Genomic DNA, 16,672 nt, shown 5'->3' with positions numbered 1-16,672 from the left:
TGATCCATCGCGGAGCGTTACGCTCGCCTGATGCGAACCAGGCCATCTCCCCGTACCCGCGGTCCCCGCCGCGCCCACCGGATCCGAGGCACCCGCCCCCGGGCGACGGCCCGGCTCACCGCCACACTCCTCGGGGCCGCCGCACTGCTGGTGTCCGCCTGCTCCCCGGGGAACCCGGCGGCGCCGTCCGGCGGAACGGTGCAGGCGGCCCTCGCCGCGCTGCCGCGTACGACGCCGGCGGCGCTGACGCCGTACTACGGCCAGCGGCTGCGCTGGCGCGAGTGCGGCGTCCCCGGATTCGAGTGCGCGACGATGAAGGCCCCGCTGGACTACGCGAGCCCCGACGCGGGCACCGTCCGGCTCGCCGTCGCCCGCAAGAAGGCCACCGGTACGGCAGGACGGCTGGGCTCGTTGCTGGTCAACCCGGGGGGCCCGGGCGGCTCGGCGGTGGACTACCTCCAGCAGTACGCGGCCCTCGGCTACCCGGCGCGGATCCGCGCCCGCTACGACATGGTGGCGATGGACCCGAGGGGCGTCGCCCGCAGCGAGCCGGTGAAGTGCCTCGACGGGCGGCAGATGGACGCGTACACGCAGACGGACCTGACGCCCGACGATCAGCGGGAGCGGGACGCGCTGGTCGCGGCGGACCGGAGGTTCGCGGAGAGCTGCGGGGCCCACTCGGCGCGGCTGCTGCGGCATGTCTCCACGGTGGAGGCGGCCCGGGACATGGACATCCTGCGGTCGGTGCTCGGGGACCGGAGGCTGAACTACGTAGGGGCGTCGTACGGCACGTTCCTCGGGGCGACGTACGCGGGGCTGTTCCCCGAGCGGGTCGGCCGGATGGTGCTGGACGGCGCGATGGACCCGTCCCTGGACGCCCGCAGGATGAACCTGGACCAGACGGCGGGCTTCGAGACGGCGTTCCAGGCGTTCGCGAGGGACTGCGTACGGCGGTCCGACTGCCCGCTCGGCGGCAAGGGCGCGACGCCCGCGCGGGTCGGCGACCGCCTGCGGGCGTTCTTCCGCGAGCTGGACGCCCGCCCGTTGCCGTCGGGTGACGCGGACGGCCGCCGGCTGGGGGAGTCGCTCGCCACGACCGGGGTGATCGCGTCGATGTACGACGAGGGGACCTGGGGGCAGTTGCGCGAGGCGCTCACCTCGGCGATCAAGGAGCACAACGGCGCGGGCCTGCTCTCCCTCGCGGACACCTACTACGAGCGGGACGGCGACGGCCACTACAGCAACCTGATGATGGCCAACGCGGCCGTGAACTGCCTGGACCTGCCGTCGGCGTTCTCGGGCCCCGAGGAGGTCGAGAAGGCGCTGCCCGCGTTCGAGAAGGCGTCCCCGGTCTTCGGGCCGGGCCTGGCCTGGGCGTCGCTGAACTGCGCGTACTGGCCGGTGCGGGCCACGGGGGAGCCGCACCGCATCGAGGCGAAGGGGGCGGCGCCGATCGTGGTGGTCGGCACGGTCCGCGACCCGGCGACGCCCTACCGCTGGGCCCGGTCCCTGGCCGGGCAGCTCTCCTCGGCCCGCCTGCTGACCTACGCCGGCGACGGCCACACGGCGTACGGGCGGGGCAGCGGCTGCATCGACACGGCGATCGACACCTACCTCCTCCGAGGCACCCCGCCACCCCCCGGAAAGCGCTGCTCCTGACCCCTCCCACCCACCCCGGAATCCCCCGCTCCGGGGTGGGTGCGAAGCACCCCCGGAAACTGTGTAGACTTACCGACGTTGCCGCTCGCACCATGGTGCGAGCAGCGCGCCGCTTTAGCTCAGATGGCCAGAGCAACGCACTCGTAATGCGTAGGTCTCGGGTTCGAATCCCGAAAGCGGCTCCATCGCGAAGACCACCTGGGAACGTTCCTGGGTGGTCTTTCGTCGTTCAGTGGATGCGGCGTCGGCGGCGGGCGCGGGCCGCTCGGGTGACGACGGCAGGCACACCGAGACGGTTCCGGATCGCGGGGTGCGGCGGGAGGGCGCCGGCGTACGTGGAACGAATGGGCGCCGACGCGGGACGCGCGTTCTCGCAGGAGAGGCGGGACGGGGCCCCGGTCGTTCACCTCCGCCGGCCGGGGCCCTTGTCGTCCCCGGATCCAGCCTGCGGCGACACTCCCCCGAGTTACGCGACATACGCGCGCGCCGTCGAGCCAGATCCGATGGAATGATCACATCAGGATTCGCCAACGGATCGCTAACATGTGGCCAACGGTTCGTCAGAGGGCCGCTGAACGGTTGGCTTGAACTCGCCCTTCAGGCGCGGGAACAGCCCCTCGAACGAGGGAGGTTCCGCAGGCCGTTTGGTGGGCAGGAAGTGGCGGGAAACCGTTGTGGACAGGGCGGGTTTCCGCCAGACATCGGCGGGCAGGCGCCCGCTGCGGAGTGCGGTCGGCCCGGCCGCGCGGGAAGGCTGTGGAGCGGCGTGATGCGGCGGTGCGAGCTGCGCTTCGGACTGCTGGGACCGCCGGTTCTCTACGACCGACCGTCGTACGGAGTCTCGTACGAGCCCTCGTCCGGGGTCTCGGGTGATGTCTCGTCCGGGGGTGATGTTCCCGACCGTCATGTCCGGTCCATCGGCAGTCCGAAGGTCCGTGCCCTGCTCGCCGCGTTGCTGCTGGAGCCCGGCCGGGTCGTCTCCGTCGAGGTGCTGAAGGACGCGCTGTGGGGCGGCGCGCCGCCCGTCTCCGCGCGGGCGTCCCTGCACAACCACGTCACCCGGCTGCGCCGACTCCTGGACGACCCCGAGCGGCTCAGGGCCGTACCGCCGGGCTATGTGCTGCGCGTCGACCACGGCGAACTCGACGTGCACGTCTTCGACGCCCGGGCCGCCGAGGCCCGGGCCGCGCACGTCCGGCGGGACTGGCCGGGCGTGCTGCGGGCCTGCGCCGGCGCGCTCGCGCTGTGGCGCGGCACCCCGCTCAGCGGGCTCCCCGCCGACATCGGCGGCTACGCCTTCGTGCAGCGCCTGGAGCAGGCCCGGCTGCTCCTGCTGGAGTGGCGGTACGACGCCGAACTCGCCCTCGGCGGCACCCGCTTGGCCGCCCTCGTGCCCGAGCTGACGGCCCTGGCCGCCGAGCATCCGCTGCGCGAGGCGTACCACCGCCAGCTGATGCTCGCCCTGCACCGCACCGGGCGCCAGGCCGAGGCCCTCGCCGTCCACCGCGACCTGCGCGCCCGTCTGGTGGAGGAACTCGGTATCGAACCCGGTCCGGCGGTCCGCGAGGCGCATGTCGAGGTGCTGCGCGACCGTCGCGGGCAGGCACGTGCTGACTCCCGGTCAGAGCCCTGGCCGGGGCAGGAGTCGCGTGATGACGACGCCGGCCCGGCCGCTGCCGGGAGTGCCGCCACCGACGACGGCACCGGCTCCGGCAGTACCGGTAACGACGGTGCCGGCCTCGCGAGCGCGGTCGACGGACCCGGCACCGCCTCGGCTTCCGGCGCCTTCCCCGCAACCCCGGCCCCCGGGACCGCCACCCCTGGTCCCACGGCCTCAGGTTCCCCGCAGACCCCGCGTCCGGCCCAGCTGCCCGCGCCGCCGGCCCACTTCACCGGGCGGACGGACGTACGGCGCGAGTTGCGCCAGGCGCTCACCGGGCCACCCGCCTCCGTCCCCGCCGTCGCGGTGATCAGCGGCATGGCCGGGGTCGGCAAAAGCGCTCTGGCCCTGCACGTGGCCCATGAACTGCGGGAGCTCTTCACCGACGGTCAGCTCTACGTCAATCTGCACGGCGCCACCCCCGGCATGACCCCGCTCACCGCCACCCAGGCACTGGCCGCGCTGCTGCGCGACCTCGGCGTGGGCCCCCGGAACATCCCCGAACACCCCGACGCCGCCGCCGCGCTGCTCCGCTCGCTGCTCGCCCCCGCCCGCCTCCTGCTGGTGCTGGACGACGCGGCGAACGCGGCCCAGGTCCGGCCACTGCTGCCGGCCGGGCCCGGCTGCGCGGTGATCGTCACCAGCCGTTCGCCGCTCACCGCCCTCGACGGCGCCCGGCGCTTCCCGCTCGCCCCGCTGACCGGCGAGGACAGCGCGGCCCTGCTGCGCGCGGTCAGCGGGCGCGCGGGGCTGGACGCGGGCCATCCGCTGGTCGAGCTGACCGGCCGGCTCCCGCTGGCGCTGCGCGTGGTCGCCGCCCGGCTCGCCGCCCGCCGCGCCCTCACCCCGGACGTCCTGGCCGGTCAGCTGGCCGACACCGGCAGCCGGCTGCACCACCTGGAGTACGACGATCTGAGCGTCCGACGCTCCCTGGCCGTCGCCCACGACGCGCTCGCCGCCGCCGAGCGCGAGGCCGACCGGGACGCCGCCCTCGCCCTGCGCCGTATCGGCGCGCTGGACCTGCCGACGTACGGTGCCTCGCTGCTCGCCCGTCTCACCGGCACCGACGAGCGGCGCGCCGAGGCCGCCCTGGACCGTCTGGTCGACGTGGCCCTGCTGGAGGAGACGGCGTACGGCCGTTACGCACCCCACGACCTGGTCCGCGACTTCGCCCGCGAACTGGCGGACGCGGACGCGCGGACGAGCCGTGCGGAGGCCGTCACCGGGGACGTGGAGCCGGGGCCGGACGAGCCCGGCACCACCTCCCTCCACGCCTGCGCCGATCTCGTCGCCCTGCGCTGGTACGCCGCCGTGTCCGAACGGGTGCTGGAGGCGATCGTGGAGCCGGGCATCGACCAGGACGACCGGCGGCGGCCGACCGCGGCGCAGCCGCCCGAGCACGCCACGGACGTGGCCGCGCTCGCGTCCTTCGAGTCGGCCGAGGAGGCGTTCGGCTGGGGCGAGACGGAGCTGGAGAACATCGTCGCGCTGGTGGCACGGAACGCGGACACCGACGATCCGCGCACGGCCGGGCACCTCTCGGTGCTCACGCGGCTGATCTCCCCGTACGTGCAGCGCAGCGGCCGGGTCGCCGAGATGGAGGTGCTGGGTCGGGCCGGGCTCGCGGCGGCGCGGCGGCTGGGGGACCCGGCGGCCGAGGGGTACGCGCTGTGCGACCTCGCCGCGCTGCACTTCCTGACGGGCCGGCAGAACGACTCCCTCGCCCTCACCGACCAGGCCCTGGAGATCTGGGGGCGGCTGGGCATGGTCTCCCGGATCCGGCGCTGTCTGAACAACCGGGGGCTGCTGCTGGAGGGGCTCGGGCGGTTCGCGGAGTCGGGGGAGGCGCTGCGGCGGAGCCTCGCCTACTCGCGGCTGCTGAACGACCCCTACGGCGAGGCCGTCACCCGCAGCCACCTCGGCAACCTCTACGAGCACACCGACCCGCGTGCCGCCATCGAGCAGCACCGGCGCTCGCTGGCGATCGGGGAGAGGATCGGCGCGGTCATCGTGCGGCACTCGGCGCACTGCAACATCGGCTACGCCCATCTCACCCTCGGCGAACCGGAGTCCGCCGCCCGGCACTTCGAGGAGAGCCTGCGCATCCTGGGCGTCCACGGCGACTGGCACGGCGAGGCCCAGACCCGGCTCGGTCTGGTCCGCGCACTGCGGCAGCTGGGGCGGACCGAGCGGGCTGCCGAGGAGTGCGCCGAGCTGCTGCGCCGGGCCGACGCCCGCGCCGACCGCTACATGGGCGGGCTGGCCCTGCACCAGCACGGGCTGCTGCTGCGCGAGCGGGGGCTGCGGATGGAGGCGTACGACGCCTGGCGCGCGGCACACACGGCACTGGACGGCACGGACGAGCAGGCAGTCCTGGCGGAGCTGCGGGACCTGTTGGGCGACGGTTCCGGCGCGTCCGACGCCACCGACCCTGCTGACGCCACCGACCCTGCTGACGCCGCTGACCCCACTTGCGCCACTGACGCCGCCGGCGTCGCTGTCCGAGCGGGGCCGTCGGGCGGTGGTCCGGGCGTGGTCGGCGGACGGGGTGGTGCGCAGGACGGCGGGGGACTTGGCGCTTCCGGCGAACCGGATCCGCCCGGCGAAGACCCGGAGGCCGGCTGAACGGGACCTCCCGAGCGCCCGCCCGACCGCCCACCCAGCGGTCCGATGCACCCGCACCCGCCAACTGACCCCAGCCCTCCGCCGACGCCTCGCCTTCCGGGCGACCCCCGCCTTCCGGTGGACCTCGGCCGTCCGCCGGACTCCGGCCGTCCGCTGAGTTCCGGCCACCGGCCGACCTCCCAGCGGCCACCGATCCCCGCCCGCCCGCCGCACCCCACTCCCTCACTTGGCATCGGCATAGCACTCCACCACCGCCGTCGTGAACGGGAACCGCACCGGGGTGTCGCCGAAGGTCAGCCGGCCGGCCAGGGCGGCGGAGTCGCGGATGGCCCGGACGACCGCCTCGGCCTCCTCCGCGGGGCAGTGCACGATCACCTCGTCGTGCTGGAAGAAGACCAGCTCGGCCGCCATGTCCCACAGCGCCCGGCGCAGCGCGGCGAGCAGCAGCAGGGCCCAGTCGGCGGCGCTGCCCTGGACGACGAAGTTGCGCGCGAAGCGGCCCCGCGCGCGGGAATCGGCCGAGGCGTATCCGGGGACCCAGCCGGACTGGCCCTCGTTCTCCTCCTCGCCGCCCGGGATGCCCGCCTCCTCCGCCGTGTCCTCGCCCGAACCGGCGGCCGGCGGGCAGGTACGGCCCAGCCACGTGCGCACCAGCCGGCCCTCCTCGCCCGCGCGGGCGGCCTCGTCGACATAGGCGACGGCCTTCGGGAAGCGGCGGCGGAGCGCGGCGAGGTTCTTCAGGCCGTCGCCGGAGGTCTGGCCGTAGACCGCGCCGAGCACGGCGAGTTTGGCCTGCTCGCGGTCGCCGGAGAAGGCGCGGTCGGAGACGGACTGGTAGAGGTCGCTGTCGCGGCCGGCCACCTCCATCAGACCGGGGTCGCGGGAGATCGCGGCCAGTACGCGCGGCTCCATCTGGTCGGCGTCGGCCACCACCAGCCGCCAGCCGGGGTCGGCGACGACGGCCCGCCGGATCACCTTGGGGATCTGCAGGCCGCCCCCGCCGTTGGTCACCCAGCGGCCGGTGACCGTGCCGCCGGCGAGGAACTCGGGGCGGAAGCGGCCGTCGCGCACCCAGTCCTGGAGCCAGGACCAGCCGTGTGCCACCCAGATGCGGTACAGCTTCTTGTACTCCAGCAGGGGAGCGACGGCCGGGTGGTCGACGGACCGGATCTCCCAGCGGCGGGTGGACTTCACCTTGATCCCGGCCTGCGCGAAGGCTTTGACCACATCGGCGGGCAGGTCCGGCCGCACCCGGCGGCCGAAGGCCGCGGACACCTCGTCGGCCAGCTCGGCGAGGCGGCGCGGCTCGCCACCGCCCGCGTACCGCTCGCCGAGCAGTTCGTGCAGCAGGGCGCGGTGCACCTCGGCGCTCCACGGCAGGCCGGAGCGGTTCATCTCGGCGGCCACCAGCATCCCGGCCGACTCGGCGGCGGTCAGCAGCCGCATCCGGTCGGGATGGGCGGCCTTCTGGTGGCGGTGCTGCTGCTCGGCGTAGACCGCGAGCAGGTCGGGCAGGGGCAGATGGTCGCCGGCGGGTTCGAACAGCGGGGACTGGGCGCCCGGTTCGGCCGCGCGCTGCGGCGGATCGGGCGGGACGGGGCCGCCGCGGAGGCGGGCCAGGGCGGCGGCGGCCGAGCGTGGCTCGCCGTACCGGCCCTCGTGGCCCAGCAGGAGTGTCTCGGCGTCCTCGATGTCGTAGCACCGCTCCACTCGCACCCCCGTGGCGAGCAGACGCGGATAGACCTCGGCGGTCGACCGCCACACCCAGCGCGTCACCTCCGGGCGGCTCCGCACCGCCCCGGCGAGATCGCTCTCCCGCCGCACCGGTCCGGCGGGCAGCCCGTCCGGGCCGAGGGGGGCGACGTCCACGCCTCCGTCCTCGGCCGGTGCGAGCGCCCACCGGTCCGTCATGTCCGCGAGTGTGGCAGGTGGGTCTGACAATCGGCCGTGACCTCGGGCGGGACCTGGGCCGTGAGCTGGGGTGGAACCTGTGGATCTACTCCTGCGAGCCGCCCGGCCCGGGGGTGTTCTCCAGCAGCAGCGCCAGCATCTTGCGCAGCTCCTCCTCGGTGGCCGGCTTGGTGACGCCGAGGCCGCTGAGGACGCCCTGGCCGTTCTCGTGCTCCAGCAGGGCCAGCAGGATGTGCTCGGTGCCGATGTAGTTGTGACCGAGACGGAGGGCCTCGCGGAAGGTCAGTTCCAGGACCTTCTTGGCGTCCGGGGCGTAGGGGACGAGGTCGGGAACGTCGTCGGCGGCCGGCGGCAGCGCGGCGGTCGCGGCCTGGCGTACGGCGTCCAGGAGCACGCCCTGCGCGGTGATCGCCTTCGCGGCCAGGCTCTCGGGCTCGGACAGCAGGCCGAGGACCAGGTGCTCGGGGCGGACCTCGGTGTTGCGGGCGGCCAGCGCCTCGTTGTGCGCGGCCATGACCACGTTCCGCGCGCGCTGGGTGTAGCGGCTGAAGCCCTGGCTGGGGTCGAGATCGGCGGACTCCTTGGGCACGAACCGCTTCTGTGCCGCCTGCCGGGTCACGCCCATGCTGCGGCCGATCTCGGTCCAGGACGCGCCCGAGCGGCGGGCCTGGTCGACGAAGTGCCCGATCAGATGGTCCGCCACGTCACCGAGGTGGTCGGCGGCGATCACCGCGTCCTCGAGCTGGTCGAGGGGTTCGGGATGGACCTTCTTGATGGCCTCGATGAGGTCGTCGAGGCGCACGGAAGCCGTGAAGTTCGGGTTGGTCGCCATAGTGTCAACCGTAGGTTGCACCTCTAGGGGTGTCAACCAATGGTTGTCAGTTGGTTCGGTCGGCCATGCTCGGCACCGGCCCGCGCGCGGGGGTGGAATTCCGGAGGGTGAGACAGTGGCGCGGGCGAGTCCCGCCCGCCCGGTTGGGGGCATCGGGTGTGTGGGTGCCGTACGGACGCGGCGTCCGTAGGGCCTCGCGGGTGTGCTGGGGGCCGCCGCCCCGAGCCGACCCGGGATCCGCCTCCGTCAGAGTTTTCCACAGGCTGTGGACGGACGCCGCCGCTTGTCGGTGGCGCGTGGCACGATCGGGTCTGTGACCAGTACTGCCAGCACCGTCGAGCGGGCCTTCCGGGCCGCTCTCTACGACGACACCGACACCGGGCTCGACACGGGTGCCTCCGTGCTCGCCGCCGATCCGGGGGCCGACGCCGAACTCGGGCGGCGCGGTGAGGAGTTCGTGGCGGCGGCCTGGAGACGCGGCTGGCAGCCCGCCGACGTCGTACGACTGGTGCGGCGCGAGCTGGACGACCCGCACGTCCACCTGGCCGCCGCGCTGATCCGGGCGCAGGCCGGGCGGGACCGTCCGCGCGGGCGCCGCTGGGCCGACCAGCTGGCCGCGCTGCCCACCGGCCCCGACCGCGCCACGGACCGCTTCTCGTACGCCACCACCGTCCTGGAGCTGTACCGCCTGCTGCTGCGCCTGCCCGCCCTGGAGCCGCTGGACGACGAGTCCCGGCGCGCTCCCGGCCCGGCCGCCTCCCGCATGCTCACCCGCATCCGCGCGCTGCTCGCCAAGGCCGAGGCCACCGGTTATCCGGAGGAGGCGGAGGCGCTCAGCGCCAAGGCGCAGGAGCTGATGGCCCGGCACAGCGTCGACGAGGCACTGCTCGCCGCCGAGGCACCCGCGCCGGACGCGCCCGGCGCCTGCCGGATCGGGGTCGAGCCGCCGTACGAACAGGCCAAGGCCGTCCTGCTGGACGCGGTGGCCACGGCCAACCACTGCCGCGCGGTGTGGAACGAACCGCTCGGCTTCTCCACGGTCGTCGGCTTCGAGGCGGACCTGGAGGCCGTCGAGCTGCTCTACACCTCACTGCTGGTGCAGGCCACGCATGCCATGACCAGGGCCGAGGCGGCCCAGCGGGCCGGCGGGCGCAAGCGGACCAAGACCTTCCGGCAGTCGTTCCTCGCGGCCTACGCGCACCGCGTGGGCGACCGGCTCGCGGCTGCCGCCGAGACCCAGGTGTCCCAGGACCTGCTGCCGGTGCTGGCCACGCGCGCGATAGCCGTCACCGGCCGGCTGGAGCACATGTTCCCGGAGACCACGACGACCCGGCTGCGGGGTGTCAGCGACGCGGCGGGCTGGACCGAGGGCGCCCGCGCGGCGGACCAGGCCCAGGTCAGGGCCCGTCCGCGGCTGGAGTGAGCCCCCGTGCCGGAGTGCGCCTCACCGGTCCTGAGTCTCAGTCGCCGACCTGCTGGAAGGCGCTCACCGAGGCGTCCGGACCGCTCCCGTCGGCCTTCCCGGCGACCGGGCCGTACTTCCAGGGGAAGCTCCGGCCGGTGTCCGTACCGGGCAGGGTGATCTTCACGGTCTTCGCCGCGAGGGTGTTCTCGGCGCCGTCCTTGCCGCGTACGTAAGTGAGGGAGAAGGACGCGGAGTCCCCCTTGGCCAGCTTCAGCTTCTGGGCCTTCGCGCCCTTGAGCGTGGGCACGGTGACGTCGCTGCCGCCGCCGCTCAGCACGACGCCCGGGAAGTGGTCCAGGGTGCAGGGCGCGCTCTGGTTGGTGAGGCTGACCGGGATCTCGCCGGTGTCCCCGGCGGCCGGAGCGACGCTCGCCGAGCCGATCTGCACGGAGACCCCGCCGATCTCGCAGGCCGAGTCGGCGTTATTGCCGCTCTTCCCGCCACCGTCGTCGCAGGCGGTCAGCAGCAGGGTGGCGGCGAGAGCGGTGACGGTGAGCGGAATGGCGCGCATGGCGGGTCCCTGTCCTGGTGGTGACGGTGCCCTTGCATCATGGCGCCTGCCCCCGAGCCCCGTACGCCCGCCCCTCCGCAACCCGGCCCCCGGACCCTCGAACCCCGCGCGGCCGGGCTCCCCTTCAGGGATCGCACGCCACCCTCCCGGACGACCAGCGACCCGGACCGGTCCCGTGGTCGCCAGGCGGCGGCTCGGGATCCGGCCCGGTCGCCCGGTGCTCGCCAGGCGGCCCGCGGCCCGGCTTGGTTGCGCGGTGGTCACCAGGCGGCGGCCTGGAATCCGGCCCGGTCGCCTGATGCTCGCCAGGGTGGCTCGCGCCCGGCCTGGTTGCTCGGCGGTCGCCAGGGCGGCGTGCGATCCGGCCTGGTCGCCTGATGCTCGCCAAGACGGCCCGGGATCCGGCCCGGCCCCCCAGCGGTGACCAGCACAGCCCGCGACTCGGCCCGCTCACCCGGCGGTCACCAGCACAGCCCGCGATCCGGCCTGGTTGCCCGGCGGTGACCAGGCCGGCCCGCGATCCGGCCTGGTTGCCCGGCGGTGACCAGGCCGGCCCGCGATCCGGCCTGGTTGCCCGGCGGTGACCAGGCCGGCCCGCGATCCGGCCCGCTCACCCGGCGGTGACCAGGCCGGCCCGCGATCCGGCCCGCTCACCCGGCGGTGACCAGGCCGGCCCGCGATCCGGCCCGCTCACCCGATGGTGACCAGCACAGTCGCGACCCGGCCCGCTCACCCGGCGGCCACCAGCACAGCCCCCGACCCGGCCCGGCCCCCAGCCGTCACCGGCACAGTCGCGACCCGGCCCGCTCACCCGGCCGTCACCAGCACAGCCCCGATCCGGCCCGGGCACCCAACGGTCACCCGGCCGCCCCGCACCCCGACCCGGTCACCCGTCCCGGAGCGGTGCGGGCCGTCACCAGGACGACTTGCGGACCCCGGGCAGGAAGCCCTGGTGTGCCAGTGTTCGCAGGTTCACCCGGGACAGTCCGAAGGCGCGCAGGTGGCCGCGCGGGCGGCCGTCGATCCCGTCGCGGTTGCGGACGCGCGTGGCGCCGGCGTCCCTCGGCTGTGCGCGCAGTTCCCGCTGGGCGGCGAGCCGTTCGGTCTCGGGCGTGGAAGGCCGGCGGATGATCTCCTTCAGCTCGGCGCGGCGCTCGGCGTACCGGGCGACGATCTCCCTGCGCCGTTCATTCTTCGCGATCTTGCTCTTCTTCGCCATCAGACCCGTACCCCCCGGGCGCGGATGCGGGCGACGGCCGCCTCCACACCGATCGCGTCCACCGTCTTGACCGCCTTCGCGCTCAGCCGCAGCCGGACGTACCGGCCCTCGCCGGGCAGCCAGTAGCGCTTGGTCTGGATGTTGGGGTCGAAGCGGCGGGAGGTGCGCCGGTGTGAGTGGGAGACGCGGTTGCCGAAGCCCGGCCGGGCCCCGGTGAGCATGCAGTGGGCGGACATGGTGACGTAGCTCTCCTCGCAGCGAGTCAGCAAATGGAATTCATTTTCAGTAAGGTAGCAGCATGCCACGCAACGAGCTGCGCCCGGTCATCAAGCTCCGGTCCACCGCCGGGACCGGCTACACCTACGTGACCCGCAAGAACCGCCGCAACGACCCGGACCGCCTGACGCTGCGCAAGTACGACCCCGTCGCCGGCCGGCACGTCGATTTCCGAGAGGAGCGCTGAACCACCGTCATGCGCAAGGGAATCCACCCCGCCTACGGACCGGTCGTCTTCCGCGACCGCGCCGCCGGGCACGCCTTCCTCACCCGGTCGACCATGACGAGCGACAAGACGGTGGAGTGGGAGGACGGCAACACCTACCCGGTCGTGGACGTCGAGATCTCGAACGTCAGCCACCCCTTCTACACCGGCACCGCGCGCGTGCTGGACACCGCCGGACGCGTCGAGCGCTTCGAGCGCCGGTTCGGGAAGCGGGGCGGGAAGTGAGCCTGGCCGTGGCCGTCGTCGGCGGGCTGCACGCCGCGGCCCGCACGGCGGCCGTCGACCGGCTGCTCGCCGACGTACCCGGGAGCGTCGTCCTGCACCACGACCTCTCCACGGCCCCCGCCGGCCGGGTCGCGCGCACCGTCCGGGACCGCGACGGCATCGTGTCGCGCGGCGAGACGCCCCTGGTCAACGACTGTGCCTGCTGCGCGCTGCGCGAGGACCTGGTGCCCGAACTGCGGCGGCTGGCCGACGCGGCGAGCACCCGGCTGGCGATCGTCGAGCTGTGGGACTCCGTCGAGCCGAAGGCGATGGCCGAGGTGATCGCCTCCGGCGGCCTGACCGTCACGTCCGTGATCACGGCCGTGGACCCGGCGCTGGTGCTGCCGTACCTGGGCAACGGCGACGACCTCGCCGAGGCCGGACTCGCCGCGGCGGCCACCGACCGGCGCACGGTCGCCGACACCTTCGCCCGGCAGCTGGAGTACGCGCCCGTGCTCGCCGTGACCGACTCCCCGGAGGCCGACGACGAGGACATGGAGCTGCTGGCGCAGCTGCATCCGACGGCCCGCCGGGTGCCGATCGGCGCGGGTGCCGGGGACGGTGAGCCTTCGGCGCGACCGCGTTCGGCGGTCCGGCCGGTGCCGGGCGGCGCGGACGCCGGGGTCCAGGGTCCGCTCGCCCGGGCCGCCCTCGCCGGCTTCGACGTGGAGGCCGCCGCCGCTGCCCAGCACCCGGCCTGCGCGCTGCTGCCCCAGGAGGCCGACGACCACGGCGTCTCCACCCTGGTCTGGCACCGCCGCCGGCCCTTCCACCCGGAGCGGCTGTACGCGGCGCTGGAGGACCTGACCTGCGCCGCCGCCCGCAGCCGGGGCCGGTTCTGGCTCGCCGACAAGCCGGACGCGCTGCTGCACTGGGACGCGGCGGGCGGGGCGCTGTGCGTGGAGAGCGCGGGGCCCTGGCTCGCCGCGCTGCCCGACGCGGCCTGGGAACTGGTGCCGCCGGTGCGCCGCGCCGCCGCCGCGCTGGACTGGCACCCCGAGCACGGCGACCGCTGCAACCACCTGGTGTTCACCTCGCCCGGCCTCGACCGCGAGGGACTGACCAGGCTGCTGGAGTCCTGCCTGCTCACCGACGCCGAGTACGCCGCCGGGCGGGACTCCTGGCGCCGGCTCCCGCCCGCCTTCGACACCCTGCTGGAGGTCTGATGCCCCGCAAGAGCGACCGCTCCTCCGTCCGCGACCGCCCCAACCCCCTGGACGAGGCCGGCGTCACCTACATCGACTACAAGGACACCGACCTGCTGCGGAAGTTCATCTCCGACCGGGGCAAGATCCGCAGCCGCCGCGTCACCCGGGTCACCGTCCGCCAGCAGCGGCTGCTCGCGCGGGCCGTCAAGAACGCCCGCGAGATGGCGCTGCTGCCGTACGCCGGCCGCTGAGCCCCCACGCCCAGGCAGGCGCCGCCCTACGCTCCCCCGTAGGACGGCGCCTGCCTCTTGCCGTATCCACCGGTGCCGGCGGCGGCCCGCCCCGGAGCGCTACGCCGACCGGTACCGGATGATCTCCGTCACGTGTCCCGGCGCCCGCGTCCCGCTGTCGTAGCCGCGGTTCGGCGGGTCTACGCCACCGAACGGAGGCCGTCCCTCCGGTGGGCGGACGCCGTTCCGGCCAGTCCGCCGGGCCGATCGGTCGCCGGACAGGGGAACATGAGCGGTGCGGTACGCGTCTCTTCCCGTGCGGGGCGAGGCATGTCCTGCCTGCTCCGGGGCAGACGCCGGAGCGGCTCTGGTAAAGCACACGTCAAAGGTGTAATCACGGCAACACCGCTCGTGCACGTGCATCTGCTCATGCATCTGCACGTGAACAGAGTTATGATCCGGGTCAGTTGACCACAGCACCTATGGCCACACCAGCCAGTGCACCACCGGGGAGCGACCTGTGGACCGCGACGTTGACGGCGTGTACGGGGGGTACGACGTGTACAACGGCATGGCTGCCACGCAGCTGGACGGAGTGGCCTGGCAGAAGAGCAGGCACAGCAACTCGCAGGGTTCCTGCGTGGAATTCGCGCGGCTGCCGGGCGGCGATGTCGCCGTGCGCAACTCGCGCTTCCCGGACGGGCCGGCGCTCGTCTACACCCGCGCGGAGATCGAGGCCATGCTCCTCGGGGTCAAGGACGGCGAGTTCGACCACCTGATCGCGAGCTGACGCCCGGTTCGTCGGCACGCACGCCCCACGCGACGACCGGCGAGCGCACCCACGTGACAACCGGAACGCACGCCCACGCGGCAACAGCGCGCGTACGCACCGGCGAGCCGCGGGTGTACGCGCGTAGAAACCGTGCGTGCGCCCGCGCCGTACGGGATCAGCCCGCCCGGTGCATCCGGAACAGCGCCCAGACCACCTTGCCCTCGAGGGTGCCCGCGAGCGGGTGCCAGCCCCAGCTGTCGGCGAAGGAGTCGACGAGGAAGAGGCCGCGGCCCGACTCGGCCGAGAAGTCGTCCGAGTTCCTGGGGGCCGGCGTCTCGTGGCTCGGGTCGCGCACCGCGCACACCAGCCGCTCGCTCCAGCGCATCAGGTGCAGCCGCACGGACGGGAGGCCGTCGGTGGGACAGGGGTCCCCCGGCACCGCGTGGCGCAGGGCGTTGGTGACGAGTTCGGAGACGACGAGGCACACATCGTCGAAGCGGTCGCCGACGTCCCACCGGCCCAGGGTGTCGCGGGTGAAGCGCCGGGCCTCGCGCACCGCCTCGTAACGGGCGGGGAGGGCGCAGGAGGCGGCATCGGACACGGCCGCGGGATCCAGCGGCGGAAGGCCCTGCCGTAACGGCTTGAGCATGGTCGATCCATTCGTCCCCATGCGAGGCACTCCCGGGAATTCGCGGTCGTTGCGATGCAGCGGTGGCGCGGCACCCATGGTTTCGGAAGCGCAGAGCAGATGCAAGGGCAGATGCACGTGCACGCGGCCGAAATGGCACATCCCGTACCGCTTCTTGGCCATTTTTTCCGCCGACTTCGTCCGGGAAGTCGCCAGAGGTCCGGACCTCTGGCCCGGTCCGGTCAGGGTGGAAACGGCCGAGCTCTTTCCGTTTGCGTAACCGGGCGAGTACTGCTCGGAGTGTTTTAGTGGCAGACTTCGGCCCCTGGGAGACGGTTGGGGAGGCTGGCGAAAGTGAGCGCGGGAGAGCCCGGATCGGTGGTGCGGCGGATGCTGCTCGGCTCGCAACTCAGGCGACTGCGGGAAGCGCGGGGGATCACGCGCGAGGCGGCGGGATACTCGATCCGCGCCTCCGAGTCGAAGATCAGCCGGATGGAGCTGGGCCGGGTGAGCTTCAAGACCAGAGACGTCGAGGACCTGCTGACGCTCTACGGCATCACCGACGAAGCGGAGCGCGAGTCGCTGCTGTCCCTCGCCCGGGAGGCCAACGTGGCGGGCTGGTGGCACAGTTACACCGACGTCCTGCCCAGCTGGTTCCCCACCTATGTGGGCCTGGAGGGCGCCGCCTCGCTGATCCGGGTCTACGAGGTGCAGTTCGTGCACGGCCTGCTCCAGACCGAGGAGTACGCCCGCGAGGTGGTCCGGCGCGGCATGAAGGGCGCGAGCGCCGCCGACATCGAGCGCCGGGTCGCCCTGCGCCTGGAGCGGCAGCGGCACCTGCTCTCCGACAACGCCCCGGAGCTGCACATCGTCCTGGACGAGGCCGCCCTGCGCCGCCCCTACGGCGACCGGGACGTGATGCGCGGCCAGCTCCAGCACCTGATCGACATCTCCGGGCGGCCCAACGTACGGCTCCAGGTCATGCCGTTCAGCTTCGGCGGGCACTCCGGGGAGAGCGGCGCCTTCACCATCCTCAGCTTCCCCGAGTCCGACCTGTCCGACGTGGTCTACCTGGAGCAGCTGACCAGCGCCCTCTACCTGGACAAGCGCGAGGACGTCGCCCAGTACGAGCAGGCCCTGAAGGAGCTCCAGCAGGACAGCCCCGGCCCCGACGAGAGCCGGGATCTGCTCCGCGGCCTCCTGCAACTCTCCTGACCCGACAGGGCTCTCAACTCGCGGTACCCAC

The 16,672-nt window shown here is 73.8% G+C and carries 15 protein-coding genes and 1 tRNA gene; 10 read left to right on the top strand and 6 right to left on the bottom strand.

The window, feature by feature from the left end:
* Positions 1-30: 30 nt before the first annotated feature.
* From IE251_RS27175 to IE251_RS27165, 3 genes are all read left to right on the top strand, one after another.
* A complete protein-coding gene (locus tag IE251_RS27175; RefSeq protein WP_189755641.1) occupies positions 31-1,659 on the top strand; it encodes an alpha/beta hydrolase in 1,629 nt (542 codons plus the stop codon).
* A gap of 108 nt (positions 1,660-1,767) precedes the next feature.
* Positions 1,768-1,844, top strand: a tRNA-Thr gene (locus tag IE251_RS27170).
* A gap of 584 nt (positions 1,845-2,428) precedes the next feature.
* Positions 2,429-5,944, top strand: coding sequence for an AfsR/SARP family transcriptional regulator (locus IE251_RS27165; RefSeq protein WP_229896955.1), 3,516 nt, complete (start codon positions 2,429-2,431; stop codon positions 5,942-5,944).
* A gap of 222 nt (positions 5,945-6,166) precedes the next feature.
* On the opposite strand, the gene IE251_RS27160 is transcribed toward IE251_RS27165, so the two are convergent.
* Positions 6,167-7,855 (bottom strand): bifunctional 3'-5' exonuclease/DNA polymerase, encoded by a 1,689-nt coding sequence (locus IE251_RS27160; RefSeq protein ID WP_189755640.1) that lies wholly within the window; start codon positions 7,853-7,855, stop codon positions 6,167-6,169.
* An 85-nt stretch (positions 7,856-7,940) separates the two neighbouring features.
* Complete coding sequence (locus IE251_RS27155; protein ID WP_189755639.1) at positions 7,941-8,687, bottom strand: Clp protease N-terminal domain-containing protein; 747 nt, start codon at positions 8,685-8,687, stop codon at positions 7,941-7,943.
* Between the two features lie 313 nt (positions 8,688-9,000).
* Between IE251_RS27155 and IE251_RS27150 the strand changes: the two genes are divergently transcribed.
* Positions 9,001-10,110: a DUF2786 domain-containing protein gene (locus IE251_RS27150; protein WP_189755638.1), complete on the top strand. Its 1,110-nt coding sequence runs from the start codon at positions 9,001-9,003 to the stop codon at positions 10,108-10,110.
* Positions 10,111-10,147: 37 nt separating this feature from the next.
* Here the strand turns inward: IE251_RS27150 and IE251_RS27145 are convergent, their stop codons facing one another.
* The 3 genes from IE251_RS27145 to rpmB all read right to left on the bottom strand — a co-directional run bounded on the left by IE251_RS27145 (position 10,148) and on the right by rpmB (position 12,118).
* Positions 10,148-10,663, bottom strand: coding sequence for a DUF4232 domain-containing protein (locus tag IE251_RS27145; RefSeq protein ID WP_189755637.1), 516 nt, complete (start codon positions 10,661-10,663; stop codon positions 10,148-10,150).
* 913 nt (positions 10,664-11,576) lie between these two features.
* Positions 11,577-11,882, bottom strand: a complete 306-nt coding sequence (rpsN, locus tag IE251_RS27140) for a 30S ribosomal protein S14 (RefSeq protein ID WP_189755636.1) — start codon at positions 11,880-11,882, stop codon at positions 11,577-11,579.
* Positions 11,882-12,118 carry a 50S ribosomal protein L28 gene (rpmB, locus tag IE251_RS27135; RefSeq protein ID WP_030606221.1) on the bottom strand — a complete coding sequence of 79 codons (237 nt, stop codon included), beginning with the start codon at positions 12,116-12,118 and terminating at the stop codon, positions 11,882-11,884. The genes rpsN and rpmB overlap by 1 nt, the downstream gene beginning before the upstream one ends.
* Positions 12,119-12,180: 62 nt before the next feature.
* Between rpmB and rpmG the strand changes: the two genes are divergently transcribed.
* From rpmG to IE251_RS27110, 5 genes are all read left to right on the top strand, one after another.
* On the top strand, positions 12,181-12,345 hold the full coding sequence (gene rpmG / locus IE251_RS27130) for a 50S ribosomal protein L33 (protein ID WP_030606219.1): 165 nt from the start codon (positions 12,181-12,183) through the stop codon (positions 12,343-12,345).
* A 9-nt stretch (positions 12,346-12,354) separates the two neighbouring features.
* Positions 12,355-12,609, top strand: a complete 255-nt coding sequence (locus IE251_RS27125) for a type B 50S ribosomal protein L31 (RefSeq protein WP_030781785.1) — start codon at positions 12,355-12,357, stop codon at positions 12,607-12,609.
* On the top strand, positions 12,606-13,814 hold the full coding sequence (locus tag IE251_RS27120) for a CobW family GTP-binding protein (RefSeq protein ID WP_189755635.1): 1,209 nt from the start codon (positions 12,606-12,608) through the stop codon (positions 13,812-13,814). Before IE251_RS27125 ends, IE251_RS27120 begins: the two co-directional genes overlap by 4 nt.
* Positions 13,814-14,047, top strand: coding sequence for a 30S ribosomal protein S18 (gene rpsR, locus IE251_RS27115; protein WP_189755634.1), 234 nt, complete (start codon positions 13,814-13,816; stop codon positions 14,045-14,047). The genes IE251_RS27120 and rpsR overlap by 1 nt, the downstream gene beginning before the upstream one ends.
* 499 nt (positions 14,048-14,546) lie before the next feature.
* On the top strand, positions 14,547-14,816 hold the full coding sequence (locus IE251_RS27110) for a DUF397 domain-containing protein (protein ID WP_030781778.1): 270 nt from the start codon (positions 14,547-14,549) through the stop codon (positions 14,814-14,816).
* A 157-nt stretch (positions 14,817-14,973) separates the two neighbouring features.
* On the opposite strand, the gene IE251_RS27105 is transcribed toward IE251_RS27110, so the two are convergent.
* On the bottom strand, positions 14,974-15,447 hold the full coding sequence (locus IE251_RS27105) for an ATP-binding protein (RefSeq protein ID WP_229896954.1): 474 nt from the start codon (positions 15,445-15,447) through the stop codon (positions 14,974-14,976).
* A 357-nt stretch (positions 15,448-15,804) separates the two neighbouring features.
* On the opposite strand from IE251_RS27105, the gene IE251_RS27100 reads away from it, so the two are divergent.
* Positions 15,805-16,641, top strand: a complete 837-nt coding sequence (locus tag IE251_RS27100; protein WP_030606206.1) for a Sco1979 family transcriptional regulator — start codon at positions 15,805-15,807, stop codon at positions 16,639-16,641.
* Positions 16,642-16,672 lie beyond the last annotated feature (31 nt).

This window comes from Streptomyces eurythermus (genome assembly GCF_014649115.1).
GTDB classification, from domain to species: Bacteria; Actinomycetota; Actinomycetes; order Streptomycetales; family Streptomycetaceae; genus Streptomyces; species Streptomyces eurythermus.
The sequence above is the reverse complement of the archived record's forward strand: the minus strand, read 5'-3'. Positions and strand labels throughout refer to the sequence as shown.